The organism is Halomarina litorea (assembly GCF_024227715.1).
In the GTDB taxonomy this organism is placed as follows: domain Archaea; phylum Halobacteriota; class Halobacteria; order Halobacteriales; family Haloarculaceae; genus Halomarina; species Halomarina litorea.
The window spans coordinates 3,018,508-3,044,193 of the sequence record NZ_CP100448.1 but is presented as its reverse complement, the minus strand read 5'-3'; the positions used below and the strand labels follow the sequence as shown (position 1 = coordinate 3,044,193).

28 protein-coding genes, 2 tRNA genes and 1 pseudogene are annotated in these 25,686 nt (G+C 68.6%); 14 read left to right on the top strand and 17 right to left on the bottom strand.

The genetic code is table 11. From position 1 onward, the window contains the following. Window positions 1-296 precede the first annotated feature (296 nt). On the top strand, window positions 297-701 hold the full coding sequence (locus NKG96_RS16730) for a CBS domain-containing protein (RefSeq protein ID WP_254536305.1): 405 nt from the start codon (window positions 297-299) through the stop codon (window positions 699-701). A gap of 159 nt (window positions 702-860) precedes the next feature. Then, entirely contained in the window at window positions 861-1,010 is a 150-nt protein-coding gene (locus tag NKG96_RS21195; RefSeq protein ID WP_438267371.1) for a DUF7563 family protein, read from the top strand. A gap of 169 nt (window positions 1,011-1,179) precedes the next feature. Here NKG96_RS21195 and NKG96_RS16725 read toward each other — a convergent pair. Both NKG96_RS16725 and NKG96_RS16720 read right to left on the bottom strand, forming a co-directional pair. Continuing rightward, window positions 1,180-1,253, bottom strand: a tRNA-Ile gene (locus NKG96_RS16725). A gap of 65 nt (window positions 1,254-1,318) precedes the next feature. Further along, complete coding sequence (locus tag NKG96_RS16720) at window positions 1,319-1,816, bottom strand: FxsA family protein (protein WP_254538161.1); 498 nt, start codon at window positions 1,814-1,816, stop codon at window positions 1,319-1,321. Window positions 1,817-2,068: 252 nt separating this feature from the next. Between NKG96_RS16720 and NKG96_RS16715 the strand changes: the two genes are divergently transcribed. Further along, window positions 2,069-3,700, top strand: coding sequence for a DUF255 domain-containing protein (locus NKG96_RS16715; protein WP_254536304.1), 1,632 nt, complete (start codon window positions 2,069-2,071; stop codon window positions 3,698-3,700). Between the two features lie 42 nt (window positions 3,701-3,742). After that, window positions 3,743-4,546 carry a TrmB family transcriptional regulator gene (locus NKG96_RS16710; RefSeq protein WP_254536303.1) on the top strand — a complete coding sequence of 268 codons (804 nt, stop codon included), beginning with the start codon at window positions 3,743-3,745 and terminating at the stop codon, window positions 4,544-4,546. Between the two features lie 2 nt (window positions 4,547-4,548). On the opposite strand, the gene NKG96_RS16705 is transcribed toward NKG96_RS16710, so the two are convergent. The 3 genes from NKG96_RS16705 to NKG96_RS16695 all read right to left on the bottom strand — a co-directional run bounded on the left by NKG96_RS16705 (window position 4,549) and on the right by NKG96_RS16695 (window position 6,717). Then, window positions 4,549-4,758, bottom strand: coding sequence for a hypothetical protein (locus NKG96_RS16705; RefSeq protein ID WP_254536302.1), 210 nt, complete (start codon window positions 4,756-4,758; stop codon window positions 4,549-4,551). 117 nt (window positions 4,759-4,875) lie between these two features. Beyond that, window positions 4,876-5,814, bottom strand: coding sequence for a GTP cyclohydrolase MptA (gene mptA, locus NKG96_RS16700; RefSeq protein WP_254536301.1), 939 nt, complete (start codon window positions 5,812-5,814; stop codon window positions 4,876-4,878). An 84-nt stretch (window positions 5,815-5,898) separates the two neighbouring features. Then, complete coding sequence (locus NKG96_RS16695; protein WP_254536300.1) at window positions 5,899-6,717, bottom strand: NAD(+)/NADH kinase; 819 nt, start codon at window positions 6,715-6,717, stop codon at window positions 5,899-5,901. Between the two features lie 56 nt (window positions 6,718-6,773). On the opposite strand from NKG96_RS16695, the gene NKG96_RS16690 reads away from it, so the two are divergent. Together NKG96_RS16690 and NKG96_RS16685 are read left to right on the top strand one after the other, a co-directional pair. Beyond that, window positions 6,774-7,685, top strand: a complete 912-nt coding sequence (locus NKG96_RS16690) for a KaiC domain-containing protein (RefSeq protein WP_254538160.1) — start codon at window positions 6,774-6,776, stop codon at window positions 7,683-7,685. A 392-nt stretch (window positions 7,686-8,077) separates the two neighbouring features. Next, entirely contained in the window at window positions 8,078-8,320 is a 243-nt protein-coding gene (locus NKG96_RS16685) for a DUF8593 domain-containing protein (protein ID WP_254536299.1), read from the top strand. Window positions 8,321-8,403: 83 nt separating this feature from the next. Here the strand turns inward: NKG96_RS16685 and NKG96_RS16680 are convergent, their stop codons facing one another. The 4 genes from NKG96_RS16680 to NKG96_RS16665 form a co-directional block, all read right to left on the bottom strand. Further along, window positions 8,404-9,393 carry an aldo/keto reductase gene (locus NKG96_RS16680; RefSeq protein ID WP_254536298.1) on the bottom strand — a complete coding sequence of 330 codons (990 nt, stop codon included), beginning with the start codon at window positions 9,391-9,393 and terminating at the stop codon, window positions 8,404-8,406. 24 nt (window positions 9,394-9,417) lie between these two features. Beyond that, on the bottom strand, window positions 9,418-9,675 hold the full coding sequence (locus tag NKG96_RS16675) for a DUF8028 family protein (protein ID WP_254536297.1): 258 nt from the start codon (window positions 9,673-9,675) through the stop codon (window positions 9,418-9,420). Window positions 9,676-9,885: 210 nt separating this feature from the next. Beyond that, the gene (locus tag NKG96_RS16670) at window positions 9,886-10,140 is read right to left on the bottom strand and encodes a LuxR C-terminal-related transcriptional regulator (RefSeq protein WP_254536296.1); all 255 of its coding nucleotides are present in this window, start codon (window positions 10,138-10,140) and stop codon (window positions 9,886-9,888) included. Between the two features lie 42 nt (window positions 10,141-10,182). After that, window positions 10,183-10,614, bottom strand: coding sequence for a DUF8009 family protein (locus NKG96_RS16665; protein WP_254536295.1), 432 nt, complete (start codon window positions 10,612-10,614; stop codon window positions 10,183-10,185). A 51-nt stretch (window positions 10,615-10,665) separates the two neighbouring features. Here NKG96_RS16665 and NKG96_RS16660 point away from each other — a divergent pair, with 51 nt between their 5' ends. The 3 genes from NKG96_RS16660 to NKG96_RS16650 all read left to right on the top strand — a co-directional run bounded on the left by NKG96_RS16660 (window position 10,666) and on the right by NKG96_RS16650 (window position 13,514). Further along, window positions 10,666-10,890 carry a DUF7543 family protein gene (locus tag NKG96_RS16660; RefSeq protein ID WP_254536294.1) on the top strand — a complete coding sequence of 75 codons (225 nt, stop codon included), beginning with the start codon at window positions 10,666-10,668 and terminating at the stop codon, window positions 10,888-10,890. 270 nt (window positions 10,891-11,160) lie between these two features. Then, complete coding sequence (locus NKG96_RS16655; RefSeq protein ID WP_254536293.1) at window positions 11,161-12,693, top strand: right-handed parallel beta-helix repeat-containing protein; 1,533 nt, start codon at window positions 11,161-11,163, stop codon at window positions 12,691-12,693. A 32-nt stretch (window positions 12,694-12,725) separates the two neighbouring features. Continuing rightward, window positions 12,726-13,514 (top strand): enoyl-CoA hydratase/isomerase family protein, encoded by a 789-nt coding sequence (locus tag NKG96_RS16650; RefSeq protein ID WP_254536292.1) that lies wholly within the window; start codon window positions 12,726-12,728, stop codon window positions 13,512-13,514. 6 nt (window positions 13,515-13,520) lie between these two features. Here the strand turns inward: NKG96_RS16650 and NKG96_RS16645 are convergent, their stop codons facing one another. From NKG96_RS16645 to NKG96_RS16630, 4 genes are all read right to left on the bottom strand, one after another. After that, entirely contained in the window at window positions 13,521-14,495 is a 975-nt protein-coding gene (locus NKG96_RS16645; protein ID WP_254536291.1) for a phosphotransferase family protein, read from the bottom strand. A 76-nt stretch (window positions 14,496-14,571) separates the two neighbouring features. After that, a complete protein-coding gene (locus NKG96_RS16640; RefSeq protein ID WP_368409318.1) occupies window positions 14,572-15,420 on the bottom strand; it encodes a mechanosensitive ion channel family protein in 849 nt (282 codons plus the stop codon). A 342-nt stretch (window positions 15,421-15,762) separates the two neighbouring features. Further along, the gene (locus tag NKG96_RS16635) at window positions 15,763-15,915 is read right to left on the bottom strand and encodes a hypothetical protein (protein WP_254536289.1); all 153 of its coding nucleotides are present in this window, start codon (window positions 15,913-15,915) and stop codon (window positions 15,763-15,765) included. Window positions 15,916-16,453: 538 nt separating this feature from the next. Next, window positions 16,454-16,591: transfer RNA gene (locus NKG96_RS16630), tRNA-Met, on the bottom strand. A gap of 83 nt (window positions 16,592-16,674) precedes the next feature. On the opposite strand from NKG96_RS16630, the gene NKG96_RS16625 reads away from it, so the two are divergent. Further along, window positions 16,675-17,700, top strand: coding sequence for a DUF7115 domain-containing protein (locus tag NKG96_RS16625; RefSeq protein WP_254536288.1), 1,026 nt, complete (start codon window positions 16,675-16,677; stop codon window positions 17,698-17,700). 1 nt (window position 17,701) lies between these two features. On the opposite strand, the gene NKG96_RS16620 is transcribed toward NKG96_RS16625, so the two are convergent. Continuing rightward, window positions 17,702-18,058, bottom strand: a complete 357-nt coding sequence (locus NKG96_RS16620; protein ID WP_254536287.1) for a DUF5830 family protein — start codon at window positions 18,056-18,058, stop codon at window positions 17,702-17,704. A 723-nt stretch (window positions 18,059-18,781) separates the two neighbouring features. On the opposite strand from NKG96_RS16620, the gene NKG96_RS16615 reads away from it, so the two are divergent. After that, window positions 18,782-19,435 (top strand): TVP38/TMEM64 family protein, encoded by a 654-nt coding sequence (locus tag NKG96_RS16615; protein ID WP_254536286.1) that lies wholly within the window; start codon window positions 18,782-18,784, stop codon window positions 19,433-19,435. Here the strand turns inward: NKG96_RS16615 and NKG96_RS20980 are convergent. Next, window positions 19,432-19,548, bottom strand: a complete 117-nt coding sequence (locus NKG96_RS20980) for an HVO_2523 family zinc finger protein (RefSeq protein WP_303651782.1) — start codon at window positions 19,546-19,548, stop codon at window positions 19,432-19,434. The genes NKG96_RS16615 and NKG96_RS20980 overlap by 4 nt on opposite strands. Window positions 19,549-19,650: 102 nt before the next feature. Here NKG96_RS20980 and NKG96_RS16610 point away from each other — a divergent pair. Next, window positions 19,651-19,767, top strand: a pseudogene (locus tag NKG96_RS16610) (ArsR family transcriptional regulator); the annotation flags it as partial. Window positions 19,768-19,834: 67 nt separating this feature from the next. Continuing rightward, the gene (locus NKG96_RS16605) at window positions 19,835-20,059 is read left to right on the top strand and encodes a hypothetical protein (protein ID WP_254536285.1); all 225 of its coding nucleotides are present in this window, start codon (window positions 19,835-19,837) and stop codon (window positions 20,057-20,059) included. A gap of 47 nt (window positions 20,060-20,106) precedes the next feature. On the opposite strand, the gene NKG96_RS16600 is transcribed toward NKG96_RS16605, so the two are convergent. Further along, window positions 20,107-24,342 (bottom strand): ribonucleotide reductase barrel domain-containing protein, encoded by a 4,236-nt coding sequence (locus tag NKG96_RS16600; protein ID WP_254536284.1) that lies wholly within the window; start codon window positions 24,340-24,342, stop codon window positions 20,107-20,109. A gap of 423 nt (window positions 24,343-24,765) precedes the next feature. Here NKG96_RS16600 and NKG96_RS16595 point away from each other — a divergent pair, with 423 nt between their 5' ends. After that, window positions 24,766-24,966 carry a DUF8029 family protein gene (locus NKG96_RS16595; RefSeq protein WP_254536283.1) on the top strand — a complete coding sequence of 67 codons (201 nt, stop codon included), beginning with the start codon at window positions 24,766-24,768 and terminating at the stop codon, window positions 24,964-24,966. On the opposite strand, the gene trpG is transcribed toward NKG96_RS16595, so the two are convergent. Next, complete coding sequence (trpG, locus tag NKG96_RS16590) at window positions 24,963-25,562, bottom strand: anthranilate synthase component II (RefSeq protein WP_254536282.1); 600 nt, start codon at window positions 25,560-25,562, stop codon at window positions 24,963-24,965. The genes NKG96_RS16595 and trpG overlap by 4 nt on opposite strands. Between the last annotated feature and the right edge of the window lie 124 nt (window positions 25,563-25,686).

The window sequence follows — 25,686 nt, the reverse complement described above, 5'->3', positions numbered from 1 at the left end:
GATGTTTTTCGAGAGGCTCACGCTCGCTGTTTGGACCTGTAGCCTACCCCTCTCTGACTCTCCCGGTGAGTCTGGGAGAGGGCATACGCCAACTACGCCTCGTCACAGTAGCCCACCCCACGGCTATGGTACACGTTCACAGAACTCCCCCGTTTCGGGTGGAACCGACCGACGAACACGCGGACGGGACGGACCTCCTTCCCGTCTAGTGAGTCCTCGGGAGGCGTCTCGTGCGCGGGCCGCCTCCAGTTTGACACGACGACAACGCTTATCAGAGTCACGCATTAACGATGATTATGGACGATATTTTCGCCGGTCAGTTGATGTCCTCGAACCTCTACACCGTCACGCCCGACACCCTCGTCGAGGAGGCGGCGCGGACGATGCTGGACAACGACATCGGGTCGGTGCTGGTGGTCGACGACGAGGGCCGACTGGAGGGCATCCTGACGACGACGGACTTCGTCAGCATCGTCGCCAAGAGCCACCCGAAGGCGGAGACGGCCGTCTCGCGCTACATGACGACGGACGTGGTGACCGCGTCGGCACAGGACCCCATCCACGAACTGGCCGACCGGATGATCACCTACGGCATCCACCACCTCCCCGTCGTCGACGAGGACGGCGGCCTCATCGGGATGGTCACCACCACCGACCTCGCGGCGTACCTCTCGCACGTCCAGACGCCCACGCCGGCGTAGTCGCGTCCGGGAGGACCGTCGCTTTCTGTGCAGTCCGCGCGGTATCGCGTCGGCACGTCGACGCGCGTTCGTCCCGTTCGGGTACGCCGATTGCCGGTATTTTGTTGGAATCTGACAGGCACAACACCAAAGGAACCCCCCCTCGTCTGACCGGTGGACATGCCGACCTGTGACCACTGCGATGCGCACGTATCGGAGCGGTTCGCAACGGTCTTCGCCGACAACGACGGCGATGTGATGGCGTGTCCGAGTTGTTCGGCGAACGCAGGAATCGCCGACGTCTCCCGCGAGCGGAGTCAGACGAAGTAGCCGATTCGCTCGCGGCAAACTCACTCTTTGCGCACCCGCCGAGGAGCGCAGTCGCTATCGGGAGACGAACGGAGAGCGACGCGTACCCGTCGCTCGTCGGGTAGCGTCGGAAGTTAGATGGCTGGGGAGGTGCGCCCGTCGTCTGGTGGGGAACGCGTCCCCGGTGGAGTGGGTCGGCACGGATTTGAACCGCGGACCTCCCGGTTATCAGCCGAGCGCTCAACCTGACTGAGCTACCGACCCGACTGGGCGCATCAGGTCGTACCCCCGTAATACAATTAAGCGTGTCGCTTCGACGGAACCGTGCGTCAGTTCTCGCTGCCGGACCCGCGGCTCACGTCGTACTCGTCGTCGTCCATGTCGTAGGTGTCCGACGACCCCTGGTCGGGGTTCGGGAAGCCCCCGGTGTACACCTGACCGGTGTAGATGCCGCCCGTCTTGGCGTCCACGTACGGCGTGACGACGAACTTCCGGACCGCCACCCGGACGGGGTAGCGCGTCGGTGGGAGCGTCAACAGCAGGCCGATGGCGTCCGTCACGAGGCCGGGCGTGAGCAACATCGCCCCGGCGGCGATGAGCAACGCACCGTCGATGAGTTCGTCCTCTGGCAGGCGGCCCGTCGAGAGCTTCTGCTGGATGCGTCTGAGGGTGTGTCTCCCCTCCGCCCGCACGAGCAACATCCCGACGAGCGCGGTCAGGACGACCAGCGCCACCGACGGGACGATGCCGATCCAGTTCGCGACCACCACGAGGAGGACCATGTCGAACAGCGGAATGAGCAACAACAGCCCGATGACCCGGAGCAAGCCCATAGTCCCGAGTACTGGGCCGATATGCAAACGTGTTCCGACTGCAGGGGTCTGCCACCGCGCCACCGTCACCGCCGACCCCCCGCACCACCACTCGCACCACTCGCGCACCACCACTCGCACCACTCGCGCACCACCATTCGCACCACTCGCGCACCACCCCCGCACCGCTCCGCCCGTCACGACGTGCGGGTCGCCGAGCGAGCGCCGAGTCGTAACACGCTTTCTCGCCACCGCTGTAGACCCGCCATGACCGACGAGACGCTGGTCGAGTGGCGCGAGTGGGGGGCCGACGCCTTCGCCGACGCCCGCGAGGCCGACCGACCGGTGCTGCTCTTCCTGACCGCGCCGTGGTGTGACTGGTGCGACCGGATGGAACGCGAGGCGTACGGCAACCCCGCCGTCGCCGCCAACGTGGCCGACGACTTCGTCCCCGTCCGGGTCGACGTCGACCGCCGCCCGCGCGTCCGGGAGCGCTACCAGATGGGCGGGTTCCCCTCGACCGTCTTCCTCACCCCCGACGGCGAGGTCATCACGGGCGCGACGTATCTCTCGACGGAGGCGCTTCGCTCGGTGGTCGAACGCGTCCGCGAGACGTGGACCGACCGCGGCGACGACGCCGGCCGGATTCCGCGCGCCCTGCAGGACCCCGATCCGCCCCGGGGGACGCTCGACTCGAGCGTCGAGGCGCACATGGCCGGGCAGTTGGAGGTGGCGTACGACGAGACCTACGGCGGGTGGGGGACCGACGCGAAGTTCCCCCTCCCCCGGACCGTCGCGTTCGCCCTCAAGCGCGACCGCTCGCGGGCGCTTCGCACCCTCGACGCCGTCTACACGCACCTCTACGACACCTACGACGGCGGCTTCTACCGCTACGCGAGCAACCGCGACTGGAGCGACCCGCACCGCGAGAAACTGCTCGACGAGAACGCGGCGCTGGTCCGCGCGTTCGCCGACGCCTACCTCTACACCGGCGACGAGGGCTACCGCGACCCCGCCCTCGGGACCGTCGACTACCTGACGACCGACCTCTGGACCGGCGAGGCCTTCGCCGGGAGCCAGGCGGGCGGGGGCGACTACTACACGCTCGAACCGACCGAGCGCGAGGCCGCCGACCCGCCGCACGTCGACTCGACGGTGTTCGCCGACCGCAACGGCCTCGCCGCCGAGGCTCTCCTGCGCTTGCACGCCTACACCGACGACGAGACCTGTCGGCGCTACGCGGACCGCGCGCTCTCGCACGTCCGCGGGACGCTCCTCGACGGCGGCGCGGTGACGCACTTCGACGGCCCCGACAGCGAGACGGGCCTCCTCGCCGACCAGGCGCGCGTCCTCGGGGCGCTCACGACCGCCGCACAGATCGCCGGAGAGGGCCTCGGCGACGCCCGGGAGGTGGCCGACTGGACCGTCGAGCACTGCCGGGCCGAGGACGGCACTTTCCTCGACGCGCCACTCGACGCCGACAGCCCGGCACTGCTGGACCGGCCGCTCAGACCGCTGGACACGACGGTCGAACTCGCCGACGCCCTCGTGGACCTCGCGGTCCTCACGGGCGAGGACTCCTACCGCGAGGTCGCACGCGAGGCGCTGTCGGCGTTCGCTGGCGCGCGCGACCGGATGGGCGTCGAGGTGGCCGGCTACGCGACGGCCGCCGCGCGGGTCGTCGACACGCCCCTGACCATCTCCGTCGCCGACGACCCCGGCAGCGACCTCCACCGGGCGGCCCTGCGGATGTCCGACCACGAGAAGGTGGTCGTCCCCGACGCCGACGCGACCGGGGGCCACGAACGCGGGACGGCGTGGGTCCGCGTGGGCGATTCGACCTCCGAACCGGCGGACTCGCCCGCCGAACTCCAGCGTCGGGTCGAAGCGCACACGTAAACCGCCGGTGCGTTTTTGTCGGGTGGGGTCCAGTTCCCGACGATGGCAAGTCTCCGTGACCTCGGTCTGTCGGAGTACGAGGCGAGGGCCTACCGCGCGCTCCTCACGACGGGCCCGACAACCGCCAAGGAGTTGTCACAGGTGAGCGACGTGCCGATGGGGCGCATCTACGACGTGCTCAACAGCATCGAGCAGTACAACCTCGTGCGCTCGCAGAGCGCCTCGCGCCCGAAGAAGTACGTCGCGGTCGAACCCGACACCGCCCTCGACCGCCTCCTGCAGGACAAGAAACGCGAACTCGCGGAGAAGGAGTCCCAGTACGAGTCCATCGTCTCGGACCTCGTCGGGAGTCTGGAGACCACGGAGACCGTCGAGGAGCGCTTCTGGACCGCCGCCGTCGGCCCGAGCGAGACGGCGGACCTCCTCGTCGAACGCCTCGCGGCCGCCGACACGCGCATCCAGATGGTCGCCTCCACCTTCTCCCAGCAGTTCGACGTGGACCGCCTCGGGGAACGCGTCGCCGCCGAACTGGAAGGGGCTCTCGACCGGGGCGTCGAGGTGTCGCTCCTGATGCGCCCGCAACTGGTCGACGAACTCCCGGACTCGGTCGGCCGGCGCTACCGCGAGAGCCTCGCGCCACACGAGCGCTTCGACTGTCGCACCAGCCCCGACGTCAGCGGGAGCTTCACCATCGTCGACGACGTCGAGGTGGTCATCGAGGTGGCCCACCCGCTCCGAGCGGCCGACTCGCTGGCGATGATCGACCTCAAGGACCGGGAGTTCGCCGCCGACGTGCGCGAGGAGTTCGAACCCCGCTGGGAGCAGGCCGACCCGCTCTCGTTCTGAACTTACCGCCACCCGGCGGCGACGTACACCAGCCCCACGAGCAGCCCGAGGCCGAGGAGGCCCGCACCGACGCCCGCGTACAGTTCCGGGAGCGTCCAGCGCACCTGCTCGCCGTAGCGGAGCGCCGCCGCCGAGACGAGGAGCGTGAGGCCGGACCCCACGAGAGTCGTGACGAGGTCGAACCCGAGACGCGACTGGCAGGGGCCACTCATACTCCCGGGGACTCGGCAACGGAGGTTGGGCGTTGTGCTTGTCAGCCCGACACCGGAATAGACTGACTGTCGGCAGAGTGTCGTGTGAGAAACGGGGTCCGGTTCGTCGGGGGACGCTCAGTCCGCGCGCTCGCCGTCGAGTTCGGCGCGGAGGGTGCCCACCTCGGCGACGCGTTCGGCGTGCGCGTTGTGCTGGTGGATGGACTCGTCGTTCGACTGCTTCATCGTCACGACGGCGTCGTCCGGGAGGTGCGGGAACTGCTCGACGACGCCCTCGGCCATCGCGCGGACGCAGTCCTCGACGAACTTCGCGTCGGCGTGACTCTCGTAGGTCATGTGGTCCTCGTCGGGGCGCTTCGCGAGGTTGTAGATGCGCGCGCTCATCGAGTCGCGGGCGACGTCGATGATGTCGCGGAAGTCCACCTCGGGCGACCCCTCGCTGCGAATCGTGACGGTGGCGTGCCCCCGCTGAGAGTGGCCGGGTTGCGGGACGCGTTCGAGGAACTCGTCGATGACGTCGCGTTCGACGCTCAGGTCCTCCAGCGTCTCTCTGGCCCGGGCGGCCGACATCCCCTGCGAGCAGGGACAGACAGTCATGCCGACGACACGGGCGCCGATCTCCTCGTGGGTCCCCTCATCGGAGGCAGTCGCGCTGGCGATGATGTCTGCGGTGGACTGGGTGACGCGGTCGGACTCGGGCGTGTGGTCGTGGGTGACGTACGTCGCCTCCATGCGGACCTCCGCCTCGGTTGTGTAGTCGTGTTTCTCGAGGAGGCGTTCGGCGGCGTCGCCACAGACGTCCTCGACGCGGTAGGCGGTCTGGCTGACCGCGGCTTCGAGCGTCTCGTCGATGACCTCCATGTTCCGGCTCATGTCCGCGCCCTTCCGCCAGGAGGGCAGGTCGACGAACACCTCGAACTCGGCCATCAGCACGATCGGTCGCTGGTCCTGCCGGTCGAGTTTGACGAGCTTCTCGACGCCGGTGACGCCGACGCGGTTGAGGCCTACCGTGACGTCGGGGCTCGACGCCTGTACGTCCGGCAGCTGTTGCTTCATCAGTATGCAAGTAGCGTGCCACTCGGTTATGCATTCCGAATAGGGGAGGAAGGGGCGTTCTGTCGCCCGCTGTGGGACGGCGCGTCAGTCGAGTTTGCTCAGTGCTGCGAAGAAGTCGAGGTCCGGTCCCGCGACGCGCACGGGCACGTCGGCCCGTCTGACCGTCACCGCCGCGGGCGGGTCGAGGTCGTGCGAGCGTCTTCCGTCGCCGACGACGACGGCTCCGTCGGTCCCGCTCGCGTCCACCCGGACCGTCACCTCGCTGTCCGGGGTGACGACGAGCGAGGGCATCGGGTCGCGCGCGGCCATCTCCGTCACGACGAAGCCCTCGACGCTCGGGTGAACCAGCGGGCCGCCCTCCGAGAGGTTGTACGCCGTCGTCCCCGCGGGCGTGGCGACGAGGACGCCGTCGGCCTGCCCGCTGCCGTACAGCGACCCGTCCACCCTGACCTCGGCCTCGATGCCGTTGCCGTGTCCGCGTTGCGTGCCCATGACGACCACCTCGTTGAGCGCCGGTGGGAGCGACCACCCCTCGCCGCTCGCCTCGATTCGGGGCATCTCCTGGATGGCCATCGCGCCGGCCTGGTAGTCCGTGACCACGCGTTCGACCGTCTCGACGCAGTCCTCGGGTGCCGTGGCGTTCAGGAAGCCCACCTCGCCGAGGTTGACGCCCATGATGGGGGTGTCGCCCGCCCCGCGCGCCGCGAAGAGGAACGTGCCGTCGCCGCCGATGCTCACTACGAGGTCGCAGGTGTCCATCCGGTCGGCGGGTATCCCCTCGGCGTCGACGGCCCCGGCGGTCGACTCGTCGACGACCACCGTCGCCCCCACGGCCCGGCTGATGTCGCCCGCCAGGGCCGCGGCCCGGGGGTTGCCCTTCTGCGCGACGATACCGACGTGCATCGTCCGTCCTCTCTCCCTCCCGGCACAAAAGCGGACCGCACCGACGGGCAAGCATAATACGCTCGAATGACAATCGAGGGTATGGCTGCGTCCACACGGGGGGGGCGATGAGTGGCGAGGCCCCGGACGACGACTTCGAGGAGTTCGACGAGACGTTCGGTGACGGTCCCGACGGTGGCTTCGGCGAGACCGAAGGCCCCTTCGAGGAGGACTTCGCCGCCGCGTTCGACAGCGGACTGTCCGGCGGCGAGTTCGACGAGGCGTTCGAATCGAACCTCCCGCGAATCGACATCGGCGTCGAGGGACTCGACGAGATGGTACAGGGCGGCGTCCCCGAGCGCTCGCTGATGGTCGTCATCGGCAGCCCCGGGACCGGGAAGACCACCTTCGGCCTCCAGTTCCTCAATCAGGCGCTGGAGGCCGACGAGACGGCGGTGTTCATCACGCTCGAGGAGAGCCAGCAGGCCGTCCTCGACGCCGCCAACGAGAAGGGCTGGGACTTCCAGAGGCACCTCGACGAGGAGCGTCTCGCCATCGTGGACCTCGACCCCATCGAGATGGCGAACAGTCTCGCCTCCATCCGGAGTGAACTGCCCGAACTCGTCGAGGAGTTCGGCGCCTCCCGCCTCGTCCTCGACTCCGTCTCCCTCCTGGAGGTGATGTACGAGGACCAGGCGGAGCGCCGCACCGAGATATTCGACTTCACCCGCGCGCTGAAGGAGGCGGGCGTGACGACGATGCTCACGAGCGAGGCGAGCGACGACACCCCCTACGCCTCCCGCCACGGCATCATCGAGTACCTCACCGACGGCGTGTTCGTCCTCCAGTACGTCCGCTCGGAGTTCCGCGAGACGCGCCTCGCCGTCGAGATTCAGAAGATTCGCAACGCGAACCACTCGCGCGAGACAAAGCCCTACGAGATTACGAGCGAGGGCATCTCCGTCTATCAGCAGGCGAATATCTTCTGAGCCCCACCTTTTGCGCTGCGGGGGTTCGCTCGTTTCACTCGCTCACCCCCTCGGCAAAAGCTGGACCAAAAGGATTCCTCCCTCATTTCGGCGCTTCGCGCCTCCATTCGGTCGTCACCCCGCTCGCTCGTTTCACTCGCTCGCGGTACAGTAGCGGCTCACTCAGCACCGCAACTGAGTGCGTTCGTTTGGTGATTCATGTGTCACTCCGGCACCGATGGTGTGTTCTGGAGACGAACCGCGGCCGAACCGGAACACGCAGTCACCGGACCAACCGAACCGTTGCCCCTGCAAGGCACTCTCTGATTGCTGGTGGTGGCCTCCCTCGGGTTGTGCCGCGTGGTGTGGCCGACGGGAATCGCCCGACGGCCCCCACCGGCCCGGAGACAGCAATGCAACAGACGAGATTCTCGGAGAGCGACGAGGGGAAGAAGGTCGTGAACGCGAACGGCGACACAGTCGGTCGAATCGTGGAGGTCCGAAGCGGGACCGCCTACGTCGACCCCGACCCGAGCATCGCGGATACCCTCCTGTCGAAGCTCGGCTGGGCCGAGATGGACGAGGACACGTACCCCCTCCGCGCGGACCGCATCAGCGCCATCACCGACGACGAAGTCCGCCTCGAGCGGTTCTGAGCCGGGTCGACGGCCGACCCGCCGCGTGACCCTCGCGGTCCACGCGCACGTGCCGTATCACACCCTCCCCTTTTCGCGCCGTCTCAGACCAGCGTCGGCGACTCCTTGGACTCCGCGAGGCGCTCGAACTGCCCCTCGGAGAGGTCGATGTCGTCGGCCGCGAGGTTCTCCTCTAGCTGGTCGACGGTCCGCGCGCCGACGATGGGCGCGGTGACCTGCGGGTGGGCCATCAGGTACGCGAGGCTCACCTGCGCGGGACTCGCCTCGACCTCCTCGGCCACCTCGCGCACGACGTCGAGGGCGTCGAAGTTGGCCTCCGAGAGGTAGCGTTCGGCGAACTGACTGGACTCCGACCCCCGGGTCCCCTCGGGCATGTCGCCCTCGCGGTCGTACTTTCCGGTGAGGAAGCCGCCGGCGAGCGGCGACCACGGGCAGATGCCCACGTCGTACGTCTCGCACATCTCGACGTAGTCGTACTCCACCTCCCGGTTGACGAGATTGTACCGGGGCTGGGCGACGGTGAACGGCTCGTAGCCCTCGCGGGCGGCGATTTCGTTCGCGCGTGCAACCTCCCACGCGTTGGGTTCGAACGTGGACGCCCCGAGGTAGTTCACCTTCCCGTCGCGGACGAAGCCGTCGAGGGTGCGCATGAACTCCTCGGGCGGGGTCTGGTCGTCGAAGCGGTGACAGTAGAGCACGTCGAGGTAGTCCGTCCCGAGGCGGTCGAGCATGAGGTCGATTTGCCGGCGGAGGTGTTTGCGTCCGATGCCCCGGCCGTTCGGGTCGTCCTCGCGGGTGGGCCAGTAGATCTTGGAGGCGACGACGAAGTCCTCGCGGTCGCGCTTCGAGAGCCAGTTGCCGATCCAGTCCTCCGAGCGGCCGTCGCCGTACATGTCGGCGGTGTCGATGAAGTTGCCGCCGTGGTCGGCGTAGGCGTCGAGCAGGTCGTGAGCGCGATCCTCGTCGACCTCGAGGTCGCCCGTGTCGGTCTCGCGGCCGAAGCGCCACGTCCCGAAGGAGATGCTAGAGACAGTCGTACCGGTACGGCCCAGGGGGACGGTGCTGAGAGCCATAACGGGGGCTCTCGTGGAGGGGAGTTAATCGCGGCGATGCGTGTGGCCGAGGAGGAGGGTCCCGGCGTTCGCGAGGAGGAGACCACCCACGAGCGCGCCGCGCTGTGGGGTCTCGATGCCGGCGAGCAACAGCGGGAGGTAGACCAGCGGCAGCACCACGGCCAGCCAGAACGAGAGGGCTGTGACACCGCGCGCGAGGGTGGCCCGCGCCCGAGCGAGGAGGGAGGGGAGCGAGGGGCGCTCGGCGGCGGTTCGGTCGGGGGTGGCGGTTTCGGTTGACATCGTCGGGGACAGGTGGTACGAACACCTCCGATACCTTATACACCCCAGAGCTTTCACCGAGAATGAGACTTTTCACTCACGACTAATTCGAATTCGGGAACGTTTCACGACGGGGGGAGAGGCGCTTAGAACTTTTACAACCGCCGCTGACGTTGTAACTCCGGGTACGGGCACCCCGATGACCGCCCCGTCTCCGACTCGAATGAAGGGTCAGGAGTCGGCACGACGGGCGAGTGCGGCGACGGTCTCGCGCGCCTCCGGGTCGAGGTCGGCGAGCACCGCCTCGGCGAACGGGCTCTCGACGAGCGTCGCGACCGCGCGCTCGGTCTTCTCGCGGATGCGGTCGACGTGCTTCTCGACGGTCTCGACGGACTGGTCGCGGGCGGCGGCGATGTCCTCGACGCTCTGGCCGTCCGCCAGTCGCCAGGCGACCTCCCGTTCGCCGCTGCTGAGGATGGAGCGCATACCGGAGAACGCGGAGCCAGCGGCTTCAGGCTTGGCTTCCGTTCACCCGAGCGGTTTCACCCGCACCGTGTGTGGCCCGTCCGGGGTCTCGAAGGTGAGGTCGGCCACGAGGTGGTCGCGGACCGCCTCGCGCCACGCCTCGACGGCCTCCCGGTGGTGGTCGTGGTGGACCTCGCGGGTGTACTCCTCGTCGGACGCCCGCAGGCGGTCCTCGGTCTCGGCGGGCGTCGGGTAGTCGGGGGCCGACGGCGCGAGCAGGCGCGTCGGGTCGAGGTGGACGGCGTCCGGGTCGTCGCGCTCTTCGCCCTCCCCCGCGGCGAGGTGGATGCGGGCGCGCATCCGGGCGTGGAACGGCGGCGTCACCCGGAGGACGACGGGTCGCCCGTTCCGTCGTGCCTCCACGGCGCTCACCACGTCGTCGACCGTGATCGCCAGCGACCGGACGTCGGCCGGGTTCGGCGTTCCCCCCTGCACGTCCGAGCGAGCGTGCGGGAACGACTTAACCCCCGCGACGAACTCCCCCGCATGGACTGGACGGACCGCGAGACGCGGACGGGCCACGAATGGACGCGCGGGGACGGCACCGTCGTCGTCACCCTGCGCAAGACGGCTGACGCGCGGTGGGCGGTCACGCTCGACCGCCTCGAACAGGCCCCCGAGGGACCGGGCTACGACCGCGAGACCCTCCCGACCCGCGAGGAGGCGCTGGGGGTGGTCGAGCGCTGGCGCGGGGAACACGACACGGCCTGACACTCGCTTCGAAGCGACCCGTCGTCTCCCCCCCGACGGTTCGGGAGGCCCGGTTCACGACACCACGACGCCGACACCGATGGGCGGGCGGGTGACCGTCGACCCCGGAACCGGACGAACGCCCCGGTTAACCGGGGCGATACAGCCGTCTCAGCGGCTCTCGACGGGTCGCTCTGGAATCGACTCGTTCGATACGACCACCCTCGATGCTCTGTTGTTTCAGTGTTTATTTCACGGGTAACGAAGGGTCGATAGCGCAGAGTGGCTCCCATGACAGCCTCCAGCTCACGGCGAATCGCCGCGCTCGCGGTCACGGCGTTCGTCGTCGCGGCCGCGTGGACGGGCCTGCCGGTCGTCGCCCAGTCCTCGGCCACCGAACTGTCGTCCTGTACCGCCATCGACGAGTCCGGCGAGTACGTCCTCACGAACGACATCGGGGACGGTGTCGGGGCCGGGAACGCACCGGACGACGCCTGCCTCCGCGTCGCCGCGAGCGACGTCACCATCGACGGGAACGGCCACACCATCGCCGGCGACGGGAGCAAGACCGGCGTCCTCTTCGAAGTGACTAGCGGTCATCGTCTCTCCGACGTCACCGTCACCGGCTGGGAGGACGGCGTCGCGCTCAGTTCGTCGTCGTCGACGACCATCAGCGGCGCCACCATCACCGACAACGCCCGCTACGGTATCCGCGCCGTCGACGCCACGGACGCCACCCTCACCGGTTCGACCGTCTCCGGAAACGAACTCGGCATCTACTACGAGATCAGTGCCGACGCGTCGGTCGTCGACTCGGACATCTCCGACAACCGCAAGGCCGGCATCGCCGCCGCCGACAGCGGCGTCACGGTCCGCGACTCGACGGTCGAGGCCAACGGCGGCCCCGGTATCGACGGCCTCCACACCACGTTCACGGTCGTCGAGACGACCGTCGCGGACAACGAGGGCGACGGCGTCTCGGTCGACACCGGCGAGGTCTCCGTCGACCGCTCGGTCCTCGTGGACAACGCGGGCCACGGCCTGCACGTCGCCGACAGCGGGGACGGCATCGTGGACCCGTCGGGCGAGATTCACGTCTCCATCATCGACGGGAACGGAGGGATGGGCGTCGCCGCCGAGGACGTGGTCGTCGACGCCCGCCGCAACTGGTGGGGGGCAGACGACGGCCCCTCGAGCGCCGCCGACGCCGACGCGCCCTTCGAGGACCCCTCGACCGGCCTCCTCGCCGACGGGAACGGACAGTCGGTGAGCGAGGGTGCCTCCGCGGGCGTCTCCAACGTCCGGTTCGACCCGTACTACGTCCAGGACCCGCGGACCGGCGACGCGCCCCTCTCGGACGAGCGACCGACGGAGACGGCCACGCCGACGCCGGACCCGACGGCGACGCCGACCGGGACCCCCGACCCCACGCCCACGCCGAACCCGACCGACACGCCCGAGTCGACGGACGACGCGGGTGACGGCGAGGGCGGCGCGGGCACCGCGACGCGGACGGCGACGGAGCAGACCGGGACGACCACGCAGACGGCGACCGGTACCGAAGGCGGCGACGCGACTTCGACCGCCGACTCCACGGCGACGGCGACGAACACGACCGGCAACGGGAGCGACGTGGCCGCCGGGCCGTCCGCCCCGCCCGCCAACAACAGCACGACCGTCGAGGGCGACGGGAACCTCTCGCGGAACATCGGGGATGCGAACAATGAGGACACCTCCAGCGGCGACGGCCCCGGCTTCGGCGTCCTCGCGGCGCTGGTCGCCCTCGTCGCGGCCGCCCTGCTGGCGACCCGACGGGACGCCTGAACGGTTAAGCCCCTCGCCCCGGACCGGGTGGTATGGACACAGTTGGCACGGGACTCGCGGGCATCGCGTACGAAGGGCACCGCGCGGACGTCTACCTGAACCGCCCCGACAAGCGCAACGCGATGAACCGCGCGCTCATCGCGGACCTCACCGAGGCGGTCGAACGGGTCGACGCTAACGACGACGTGCGGGCCGTGACCCTCCTCGGCCGCGGCGACGTGTTCTCCGCGGGGATGGACCTCGACATGATGTACGAGAGCAGCGAGGCGACCCACCGCGACATCCACCGGGAACTCACGGGTCTGATGGACGCCATCGACGACCTCTCGAAACCCTCCGTCGTGGGCATCAAACGCGCCGCGCCGGCGGGTGCCTTCGAGTTGACGCTCCCCGCCGACTTCCGCATCATCGGGGACGACGCCCGCTACGGCGTCATCGAGGTCGAACTCGGCGTGTTCCCCCACGCGGGGACGACCCAGCGCCTCCCGCGACTCGTGGGGCTGGCGCGCGCCAAGGAGATGGTGCTCACCGCGGAGTTCATCGACCCCGAGGAGGCCGACCGCATCGACCTCGTGACGGAGGTGTGTCCCGGCGACGAGGTCGACGACCGGGCGCGCGACTTCGCGGACGACCTCTGCGAGAAGGCTCCGCTGGGGGTCCAGCGCGCGCTCGAAGCGTTCGGGCACGCCTTCGACGTCCCCCTCGACGACGGCCTCGACATCGAACACTACCTCGCGATGGACCTCTACGCGACCGAGGACCGCGAGGAGGGGTTCGGCGCGCTACTGGAGGGGCGCGACCCGGAGTTCGAGGGCCGCTGAGCGGCGTCAGAGGAGCGACTCGACCGCGTCCCGGTGGAGGGCGGCCGCCTCGTCGGGCGGGACCATCGGGTAGCGCGGGCGGGTGACCCGCCCCTGCGAGTCCATCGCGCTCAGGACGACGGCACCCATCCGGTAGAGTCGTCGCCGCTCCACCCAGTACGCCGGGTCGACGCTCGACGCCTCGCGGTAGCCGTCGTAGAACGCCCCGCGGAGCGACTCGGCCCGGTCGCCCCCCGCGTACCAGTCGGCGACGAGGTACTCGACTTTCGCCAGCGAGAACTCCGCGTGGGCGGTCCGCGGGTCCCCCCAGTCGAGGAAGGCGGTCACGCCGCCCCCGTCGTACAGCGCGTTCCCGGGTCGGAGGTCCCACGGGTAGAGCGCCGCGGGCGGGGCGGCGGGGAGGCGTCCCGCGGACCGCGCCTCGGCGACCGCCTCGCGGACGGGGTCGCGGAGGTCCGCGAGCGACGGCGCGAGGCGGTCGAGGCCCTCGTCGACGAGCGACCGGAGGTACGTTGGCCAGTCCGTCGCGGGGTCGGCCACGACCAGCGACCCGCCCCGGTCGACGAGGCGGCCGAACCCCTCGAAGGTGAACGCCCCGTGGAGGTCACCGAGGGCGCGTCCGAAGGTCCGGACCACGCTTCGCTGGTCGTCGGGCGCGAGGTCGGAGAACCGGCGGTGCAAGTCGACGCCCGCGACGTGGTCGGTGACGAGATAGCCCGCCTCGCTGACGCGCCCGACGGCGCGCACCGCGGGGACGGGGACGTCGGTTCCCCCGGCGATGGCCCGGAGGAGCGCCGCCTCGGCGCGCAGGCGGGCGACGTCGGGGTACAACTGGACGACGACCCGCTCCGACCTCCCCTCGCGGGCGAGGGTGGCGTCGAAAGACCGCTTGACGTTCCCGGTCCCCGTGACCGAGAGCGACCGGACCGTCGCCTCGGGGAACGCCTCCCGGCAGGCGGCGCGGGCGGTGGCCTCGTCCATCGGTCTACCCGAGGGAGGCGCTCGCGACCGATAGGCGTTGCTCCGGCAGGTGGAGCGGGGAGAGACAGCGAACGGCTCAGTCGGCGGTGGTCGCCTGCGACTCGGTGGTCTGGAGTTCGCCCTCCACGTCCACGCCGAGGCCGCCGACGAGTTCCCGGTAGGGGTAGGGCATCTCGATGGTCTCGGCGTCACAGCGCTCCTTGACGGACTGGATGAAGTCCGAGCGGACCTTCATGAAGTCCGCCCGGGAGGGGTCGTCGATCCAGAACCGGCTCTGGAGGCCGACGTAGGAGTCCGCGAGTTCCGTCACCCGGACCGCGGGTTCCGGGTTGTCCATGATGGTGTCGAGGTTCCGCGCCTCCTCGAGGATGACCTCCTTCGCGGCGTCGATGTCGTCGTCGTAGCCGATGCCGAAGACGAACTTCTGGCGGAGTTTGTCGTAGGCGACCGGGTTCTTGACGGCGTTGTTGGCGAGTTCGGAGTTCGGGACGGTGATCTTCTCGTTGTCGAAGGTCTTGAGCGTCGTCACGCGCAGGTCGATGTCCTGTACCCGGCCGACGAGGTCACCTTTCTCGATCCAGTCGCCCACCTCGAAGGGACGGTCCTTGAGGATGAAGACGCCCGCGACGAAGTTGCCCATCAGGTCCTGTGCGGCGAACCCGACGGCAAGCGCGAGGGCACCGCCGAGGGTGGCGAACGCGGCGAGGAACGTCCCGAACCCGGCGACGGTGAACGCGATGGCGACGGCGGCGAACAGCACGACGACACTCACGACGCTGTCGGCGAGGCCGCGGATGCTCTCGTTGAACCCCCGAGCCTTCAGCGCCCGTCGGGCGAGGGGTGCGAGGACGAGTTTCCCCAACAGGTAGACGGCGATGAACGCGACGATGAACTTCGCCGCGCCCTCGATGACGCCGCTGAGCATCACGAGGGCCTCCTCGGGAGAGTCGGGGATGAAATCGCCCGGTTCGGTTCCCGGCGACTCGTTCTGCTGGAGGACGATCAACGCGTCGAGCAGGTTCACCGCTCGCTCCTCCCGTCGGTCTCACTCGTCGGCCGGTCCGAACGCGTCGCTGTCTCGGAAACCATGTTCACTCACTCTCCGGCGACTCACGGCGCCAGTATAGTCTTGTCCCCTCGAACCTCAGGTCCCCCGAACCGGACGATATCGCCGTGACTCGCGGGCCGTGTATCGAGCGTCGAAAGAAGCGGTCCGGCGCGTCGTGCGCCGACGGGCCTCGGCGGTGGGGCCACCCACCGGCCGTCGTCAGATCTGTTGTGCGGTCACTTTCGCGAACGATTCACAGCCACAGCCACAGGCGTTGCCCGGCGTCGGCAGGATGAGCCCACCGTCGTCCCGGACGCGTGCCGTGTAGACGTGCTGGCAGTCCTCGCAGGATACGATTGTTCGGTCTGTCATGGGAGTAGTGTCGCTTTCGCGTGTCGTCGAGTCCTCGGCGGACGGAGTTGTCGTCGCCCGCTCTCGCCCCTCCGACGGTAGCAGTCAACTCCAGCCTCGGGCATCAGAATGCGGCCTGCCTGAGCAAGTTTCGCCGTCACGTCTGGCGGTTTGCGGGCAGCGAGCGGGTCGGGAGAGCGGCCGCTCGTCCCTGTGGACAAGCCGTAGCTTTTCCCGTCGTCATCGAGTCGTCGGATACGGGCCGGCGCTGGTCGCCGGCCTCGACGCATGGGAGTGGGTCGGTGACCTCACCGGCGGCCCCATCCTCCTTCGACGCACTCGTGACCGACGGAGAGCGGTCGCTCTGCGAGCGAGAAACGGGGTGCGACGGCGGACACCCCAGAGCGATGTGTGGACGCTCAGGTTCCGCGTGTCAGGTTGCCTACCATGTGCCGTCGTACGGGGGGAGGGGCCCCACTGGTATGAGCATTCATGTCGGTGCAACGATTGTCACGGTTCGACGGACCCGTCGCTCGCGGTGTGGCGTCGAAACAATGAGTGCCCGGGGTGGGCTCCGAACCCACGATCTCCGCATGTCCCAGGTACGGGACCGGCGTGGTCCCGAGGGATGCGGGCAGAATGCCGCGAGGTGAATACCCTATGAGTGCGGCGCTATGTCCAGCTAAGCCACCCGGGCGCACTCGATGATACCGCCGTACCGCACTTGACTCTTATTATCTTCGCCCGCAGGCTTATGTCGGGCGAGGGATAGTCCCGCGCATGGACTCCGAGTCACCGGACCTGCTGGCCGCTCGTCTCGACGGGGAGACGGTCGACGCCCTGGTCCCCCTCGACGACGACGCCGTCGCCGTCACGCCCACCCGAACGCTCGTCTACCGGGCGGAGGGCCTCCTGCGCGACGAGTCCGTCGACGAGTTCCCCCACGAGACCGACCGCGTCGAGTGCGCCGTCGGCAGGCGCAAGGCCACCGTCCGACTGGCCTACTTCGACGGCACCCGTGAGTTCGTCGTCCCGAAGGACCGCCTCGACGACGTGCTCGAACCGCTCCTCGGGGGCGTCCTCGCGGCAGCGGACGTGGCGGACGACGGCGAGTCGGTCAGGCGCGTCTATCGCTTCAGCGAACTCACCCTCGTCGTCACCGACCGCCGCCTCGTCAAACACGTCGGGACCGCCCTCTGGGACGACGACGCCGAGTCCTACCCCTTCGACGGCGTGACGGGCCTCGACACCGAGGAGGGGCGCGTCGCCACCGAACTCGTCTTGCGCGTCGACGGCCGCCCCCAGCGGGTGAAAGCGCCCGCCGACAGCGCCCGCGAGGTCCGGCGGACGCTCGAGACCGCACTGCTCGACCACCACGGCGTCGGGTCGCTCGACGACCTCGCGCCCGAGGACGCCGAGGAGGAACCGCGCGTCGACGCCCGTTCCGCCGTCGTCGGCGAGGAGGGCGACGCCATCGGGTCGCTCCTGGAGGACGAGGAGGGGGCGAGCGCCGCGGACGAACGGACGTCGACCGACGCGCTCGCGGATGCGATCGCCACCTCGGAGTCGGGGGACGCCGGGGCGCCCCCGTCCGGGACGGGCGAGGGCGATGCGGACACCGCTACCGACGTGGACCCCGACCCCGAGGACGGCGGGTTCCGCTTCGGCCGGACCAGCGACGACCCGGCGGACCCGTCGGCGGAACTCGCCCGCCTCTCGGCGGCCGTCGAGCGACAGGCCGCCGCGCTCGAACGGCAGGAGGCGACCATCGACCGCCTCATCGAGGAACTCCGCCGCGGCAGGTAGCTCACTCCCGTCCCGTCACCTTGCGGATGCACGAGGAGCCGAACGGGCCGTGCTCGCCGGCTTCGAGGCGCATGAAGTGCCCCGTCGAGATAGACGCGCCACAGCGCCGGCAGGTGAACTCGCCTTCCTTGACGACGACCTCGCTCTGGAACCGCAGGAACCGACCGCCCGTCGGGCGGATGAGGCCGTCCTCGCGGTGGATGATGCCCCGCTTCTCGGCCTCGTCGAGGATGGTCCGCGTCGTCGTCGGGTGGGTCGTGACCGTCTCCAGCCGGTCGATGGTCTCGGCGAGCGAGAGCTCCTCGTGTTCGAGGCGTTCGAGCAGTTGCACCCCGAGTTCGACCGTCTCGTCCGTCACATCGCGCGATACCACACGCGACGGGTTAAATCCCTCGCGCGTGCCCGACAGGGCCGTCGGGGGTCTCGGATTCGGTCTCCCCTCACGACGCCGCCCGACCGAGGACCGAGGTGGCGAACGGATACGGACGACCGCGAGGGGGCCAGTGGCCACGGACCGGCCCAGGGCGGGGTCGGAGGCAGTCGGTGCGCCGCGAGTCCGACACCCACCACGGCGGAACACCGGCGGGGAGTGTTGCCACTCGTGTGCGTCGGGTGGCTTCGAACTCGGCTCTGCCGGCCGCTGAGGCTCTCAGGCTCTCTCGCGTTCCGTCGGGAGAGACGCACCGCTCGTCGATTCTGATGCGGAACAGGACACAGGCCCGGGCGGGATGAAAAGGGCCCGCCCGGGCCTGCCGTCCTGAAATTGGTCCCCGCTGACGCTTCGGCCCTCCAGACGAAGCGTCGTTTACTCCAAATACTCCCATCCCAATAAAGCCTACACTTGTCAGCGACACGTCCGACCGGGAACGGACACCGCCCGGGCCCCGGGTTCCGCCTCGGCCGACCGCCACCACTCGGGTTTCTGATCGTCGTTCGGGCGCGAATCGGGTGAGCGACCACCGACAGCCGGGGTCGTTCGCCCCGGTGCGCTCGCCGGGCGGCGTCGACGACCGGACTTCGCTCGCGCGACCACGACAGTGATGACCACAAGAGGTTTGCCCGCCCCGGCGAACGCGGAGGTATGAACGGGGCGACACGACGGCAGGTCACGGGCCTCTCGCTCGCGGCCGCCGTCGTCCTCGCCCTCTCGCTCGCCTTCTCGCCGTCGCACCTCCTCTCCTCGCTCGTCGCGCTCGGCGAGGACCCCCTCGCGTTCGGCCTCGTGCTGGTGGGTCTCGCGCTCGTCCGCCCGTTCCTCGCGTGGCCGGTCGGGGTGCTCGCGGGCCTCGCAGGGTACGTCCTCGGTCTCGCGGGACTCCCGGTGGCGTTCGCCGTCGTCGTCCTCACGACGCTCCCGCCGTACCTGTTCGCCTGGACGACCCGACCGACGGAGGGCGTACTGGGCCGGGCGGGTGCGACCGGCGCGGACCTCTTCGCCACGACGGGCGACACCCGCGGCGTCCTCGCGGCCCGCCTCGCACCCGTTCCGACGGACGTCGTCTCCTACGGGGCGGGCCTCGCCCGCGTCCGGTTCCGCCCGTTCCTCCTCGGGACGGCCCTCGGCGAGGTGCCGTGGGTGGTCGCGAGTGTCGTCGCCGGCAGTTCGATGGAGCGCCTCACGGCGGAGGGCCTCTCGGCTGGCCTCCCCCTCGTCGCCGGCGGGGCGGCCGTCGCCACCCTGCTGCTCGCCGGACCGGTGTACGAACGCCTCGCGGGCGGCGTCGCGGCCGACTAGACGAACGGGTCCGAACAGTCCACCACGACGCCGTGGTTCGGACAGACGTACTTGCAGTGGCGCTTGAACATCGGCGTCTCGCAGAAGGGACAGGGGCGGCCACCGCGTTCCATGTCACGGGTGAGCCACTCCCGACACATCACGGTTTCGCCGACGGCGTCTCGGCGCACGGGCACCGGACCGCTAACCACGTCGGAGGCCAGAGGGGCTACCAGATGGAGAAGGCGCTCTGGTACCTGCTCGCGGGCACCCGTGGCGGGACCAACCGGGTGCGGATCATCCGCGCGCTCTCGGAGTGTCCGCGGAACGCCAACCAGCTCTCCGAGCGCCTTGTCCCGCTAGAATCTCCCCCGGCTTCCGGTGGGAACCGCTATCCGTCCTCGTCACCGGGGTCCGAACATGGACGGGACGACAGACGCGAACGGGACGGGTATCGACGTCGAGGACGTGCTCCGACGGGGGAATCAGGACGCCTACCGCGCGGTCTGGGTGGGGCTGGTCGCCGTGTTCCTCCGTCGCCTCGCGCGCGACGGCGAGGTGGACAGGGAGGTGCTGGCGGTGCTGGGTGCGGGTCTCGCAGTCGACCTCGCCTCGCAGACGTACCACCTCCTGCGGCGGGACTGAGGCGTCGAAGCGCGCGAAGAAGAAATCGGGAGCGGCGTCAGTTCAGTCTACGAGCACTCCGACCAGCCACACGACTGGCAGGTCTTGCAGCCCTCGCTCATGTTGAGCGTCATGGAGCCACACTCGGGACACTCCGGGGACTCGCCGGCGGCGATGAGGTCCTGCGTGATGTCGCGGGCGTCCTCGCGCTCGACGTCCACGTTCGGATCGGGGGCGTCGGCGGAGGCGGCTTCGAGTCCGCCGTCGGTCTCCCGACTCGCGTTCGCGTCCTCGCTCAGTTCGTCGAGGCTCTGCTGTTTGGGGTAGGGCTTGTCGATCTCGTCGTCGAGGTAGCGGCGCATCGCGGTGCCGATGGCGTCCGGGATGGACTGGATCTGCTCGCCCTTGTCCCACGCCACCTTCGGGCTACGGGTGCCCTGCAGTTCGTCGACGATCTCCTCGGGGTCGACGCCGCTGCGGAGCGCCGTCGAGATGACCTTCGCCAGCGCCTCCGTGAAGGAGTTGGTGAAGCCGCCGGAGTGGCCGATGTTCGCGAACAGTTCGAACGGACGGCCGTACTCGTCCTCGTTGATGTTCACGTACACCTTGCCGTAGCCGGTGTCGATGCGCTGGGTGACCCCGCGGAGCACGTCGGGCCGGGGCTGTTTCTCGGCGTAGTCCGGTGCCGCGAGAGCGTCGAACTCGGTGTCGAGTGCGGCCTGCACGTCCTCGTTGTCGAGGAAGCCCTCCAGCCCGCCGAACACCTCGCGAATCTGCTCGACGATGGCCTCGGCGGCCTCGCTCTCGTCGGCGAACTCGGCGTTGTCGGCGCGCGTGGTCAGCACCTGCTTCGAGCGGGTGCCGTCGCGGTAGACGGTGACGCCCTTCCCGCCGTGGTCGTAGATGTAGCGGTACACCTCGTCCATGTCCTCCTTCGAGGCGCTGTTCGGGAAGTTGCAGGTCTTCGAGATGGCGGAGTCGACGCCCTCCTGACAGGCACACTGGACGCTCGCGTGGTCCAGCCCCGAGAGGTCGGCGGTGACGACGAACAGTTCGGAGATGGCGTCGGGCACCGTCGACAGCGAGGCGACGCCGTCGAACTCGTTGTTCCCCATCTGCTCGACGGCCTCGCGCTTGACCTCGTCGACGTCGATGTCGTTGGCCTCCAGCACCCGGAGGAAGTAGTCGTCGAACTCGACGAGCATCTCGTCGCCCTGCACGTCGTCGGAGACGTTCTTGTAGTAGGCGACGTTGTAGATGGGCTCACACCCGCCGGTGGTGTTGCCGACCATCGAGGTGGTGCCCGTCGGGGCGATGGTCGTCGTGTTGTGGTTGCGCATCGCGAAGCCGTCGGCCCACTCGTCGGCGTCGAGACCCGTCTGGTGCTCGAACCACTCGCGGTACTCGGTGGGGGTCGCGTACTTGGAGTTGTCCCACTCCTCGAAGCTCCCGCGCTCCTCGGCGAGTTCGTGGGAGGCCCACTTCGACCCGTGGTTGATGTGGGCCATGACCTGCCGGGCGACCTCGTTGCCCGCGTCGCTGCCGTAGCGGATGCCTAGCTGGATGTACAGCTGTGCGAGGCCCATGACGCCGAGGCCGATTTTCCGCATCTCGCGGACCTTCTGCTCGATTTCGGGCACCGGGAAGTCCGACATCGTGACGACATTCTCGAGGAACCGAGTCCCCTGTTCGATGCGGTGGTCGAACTCCTCGACGTCCAGTGCCTCCTCCAAGAACGCTTCGACGGCCGCTGCGTGGCTGTCGTACTCGTCACCGTGTTCGGCCGACCAGACACGCCAGTCGGGGGCGTCCTCGGCGACGAGCGTCGAGAGGTTGATGTGCCCGAGGTTGCACGCCTCGTACTCTTCGAGTGGCTGCTCGCCGCAGTTGTGAACGACGATTCCGTTCGCGACGAACGAGTGCGTGTCGGGTTCGGTGAGGTCGTACACTGCCTCGTGACCGTCGGCTTCGATGGCTTCGACGGTGGCCTCGAACGCCGGCTGGTACGGGCCGCGACTGTACTGGTCCAGTCGGTTTGCGAGCGCCTCGTTTTTCGAGTCGAGAAGGAATCCGATTTCTTCCTCGAAAGCGACCGTATGGGAACTGGAGACGACGAGTTCGTGCTGTGCCTTCGTCTCGTATTCGTTCGTACCGCCGTTCCCATCGGGCAGTTCCTTCGCTCCGGCGTCGCGGCGGTTCTGGTAGATGTTGCTCCCGATACCAACGTTGAGGAGTAACTGCTGGGTGTCTTTGAGCAGTCCGAGTTCGGAACTCGACAGTCGGACAGAGATGCCCTTCTCGACGGTTCCCTGTACGCTTCCGTCTGCGGTGAACAGCGCCTGCAGGAATCCGCGAGCCATCTCTTCGCTGCCCCGCATAACAGCGTCCGGGACCTGATGTTTCGTCTCCGCGAGTCCAACCTCCTCTGCGTACTCGTACAAGCGGGCAGACCGAACACGCTGTTCGACTGCCTGTGCCCCACGGTAGTCGTCACCGCGGTTGATGTCGCTCACCCCAACGGTGTAGTCCGCGTTGCCGTTCGGGGCGCGAACGACTTCGTTCACGTCCGTAGCGAAGTCAGCAGAAATCTGGCTGTCCTCGTCGTAGAAGTTGAGGACGGCACGCTCTTCGCCGTGCTTGAGGTGGCCGTCACCGACGAGCCAACCGAGGACACGACCTTCTGCCGCCGAACCGTGCTGGCCGAACGCACCTTTCCGGTTCTGGATGTGGACCGTGTCGCCAGCGTCCAGGTCCTGTGCTTCAACCCAGCCGTCGTCGGTCATGATGCGGTGGTCTGCGGTGAGACGAAGTTCGTACCCCTCTTCGGTCGTGAGCTTGTACACGTCCTTCTCGCCCGTCTTGTACACGCTGCTCGCTTCCTTGAGCGTGTCCTCGCTGAGACGGCCATCGACGACCACGTCACGAGCGACGCCCTGCTCGTACAGTTCCTCGGCGGATACCAGCCCGCTCTCGGTGCTGATGAGCGTGTCACCGGTGACACACGGGTTCGTCGCGAGGATGCGATGGTCGGGGTGTGCCTCCACGTCGAAGGAGTGCTCCTTGTTGATGCGTTCGAGGTAGACGACGCCGGGTTCGCCGTTCTCGTGGGCGCCGCCGACGATGCGGTCCCAGAGGACCTGCGCGGGGATGGAGAACTCCTCGCCGGGTTCGACGTACTCGCCGAGACCGTACCGGGAGTACATCTCCTTCGTCTCCTCGGTGGCGATGTGTGGCTCCTCCGTGCGGGGGTTCGTGAAGGTGAACTCCCCGTCGTCGTACAGCGCTTCCATGAAGTCGTCGGTGACGCCGACGGAGATGTTGAAGTTCGAGAGGTGGCCCTCGACGGCGTTGCGGAGGTGCTTGGGGACGCGGCCGTCCTCGTCGATGAGGTCGCGGGCCTCCTCCAGCGCCTCGCTGAACGACGTGTAGGTGTAGTCGTCGGGGTCGTTCAGGCGGAGGGTGTGTGCCAGCGAGACGTCCTTGTTCTTCGAGTGGATGAACTCGATGACGTCGGGGTGCGAGACGCGCATGACGCCCATCTGTGCGCCGCGCCGGGTGCCGCCCTGCGCGATGGTCTCGCACATCTGGTCGAACGTCTCCATGAACGTCATCGGGCCGCTGGCGATGCCGCCGGTGGAGCCGACGGGGTCGCCGTACGGTCGGAGCCGCCAGAAGGCGTAGCCCATGCCGCCGCCGGACTGGAACACCTCGGCGGCCTCCTTGGCCGTCTGGTGGATGTCCGTCAGGTCGTCGTCGGGCGAGTCGACGAAACACGCCGAGAGCTGCTGGAGCTCGTCGCCCGCGTTCATGAGGGTGGGCGAGTTGGGGATAAAGGAGAGGCGCTCCATCAGGTCCTGGAACTCGGCGGCGACGCTCTCGACGTGCTCCCGGACGCCGTCGGGGAGTTCGGGGACGACGGTGTCGTAGGCGAACTTGTTGACGTTGTACACCGAGAGCGTCGTCTCCGCCTCGGCGTCGGCGGTGGTGCCCGCGCCGAAGACCTCGGCGGCGAGTTCGTCGCGCCGGGGGTGGCCGGGTTTGAGCTGTTCCGGGGTCACCGTGACCTCGACGTCGCGCTTCTCGGCCTCGAAGACGGCCTCGGCGAGCGCGATGTTCTTCGCGACGCGCACAAAGAGGTCCTCCTGCGTCTCGACCAGGTTCCCCTCGGCGTCCTTGCGGAGGTAGCGCGCGGGCAGGATGTTGTCGTAGGCGTTGCCGGTCATCCGGTCGGCGAGCGTCTCCCCGTCGGTGCGCTTGACGGGCAAGGAGAGTTCGTTCGCGGAGAGGTCCTCTCGACTACTCATGGGTCCTCCGGGAGAGCGATGCGGTGTCGGTGATGGCTGAGTGAGGTTCGGTCATTGATGGGGTGTTCGGGTAGATGTAGTTCTGCGGTTCGGCTCGTATATGACCAGCGGAAGGACATCCTCCCGTGTGTGTCGCTGCCAGACGAGCGCCGTACCTCGGCGCTCTGTCGTACGTCTTCTCCACAGGGAGCTACGAAACATAACCGTAAGTAGACCGTGGTGGAAGTGGCATCGGAGCGAGAAAACCGCACGATGGCGGCGGTCTTCGAGTCGAAGCGAGCGGGGGTTCGTAAGCAAAATTCGCCGGCTGTATAATACTCCGAACGTGCCCTCCGGCGGGTGTCGCAGGGGGCCCCTTCTCTCCACTCGCCCCCCCCCGACTGTCGCCGACGCGTTTATGACTCCCGAAGAGAACTATCACACATGGCACCCCTCCCCGCGCAGGCGCTCGCCCTCCCCGACCTGCTCGCGGTGCTCGTCATCCTCGGTGTCGTGCTGTTGCTGGGACGACTGCTCTTACGTGTCGTCTGGAAAGTCGTGGTCGTCGCGACGCTCGTCGTCGGCGCGCTGTGGCTGTTCGGGGGGGCCGACGCGCTCGCCGTCCTCGGGTCGCTCCCGGTCTAGGCGCGCGCGGGTCGGACCGCCCGCAGGAAGTTCTCGACGAGCGCGTGCCCCCCGCTGGTGAGCACGCTCTCCGGATGGAACTGGACGCATTCGATGGGGTGCTCGCGGTGGCGAATCCCCATCACGAGCGACGCCTCGCCAGCCTCGGTGGTCGCCGTCACCTCGAAACAGTCCGGTACCGTCGTCGCCACCAGCGAGTGGTAGCGCCCGCCCTGAAGCGGGTTGTCCAGTCCGACGAAGACGCCCTGCCCGTCGTGGTCGACCGGGTAGGCCTTCCCGTGGACGGGTTCGGGCGCGCGCCCCACGGTGCCGCCGTAGGCGTAGATGGCGGCTTCGAGGCCGAGACAGACGCCGAGCGTGGGTGTCTCGGGGCTGAGTTCGCGCAACACGTCGAGGGTGACGCCCACGTCACGGTCGTTCTCGGGGTGGCCGGGGCCGGGCGAGAGGACGATGGCGTCCGGGTCGGCGGCGCGCACGTCGTCCAGCGACGCGGTGTTCTTCACCACCTCGGTGTCGGCGTGCTGGCTGACGTACTCCACGAGGTTGTACGTGAACGAGTCGAAGTTGTCGACGAAGAGTACCTTCGGGCGGGTCATCTGTGGGCCTCCGAAGTACGAGCACTGCACCCGCGAGCGACCGACGTTCCCGTGAACGGAGTGAACGGGAGCTCGGAAGGCGAGTGCAACGAGTCTTCCGAAGGGAGCGAGCGGCATTTTTGCT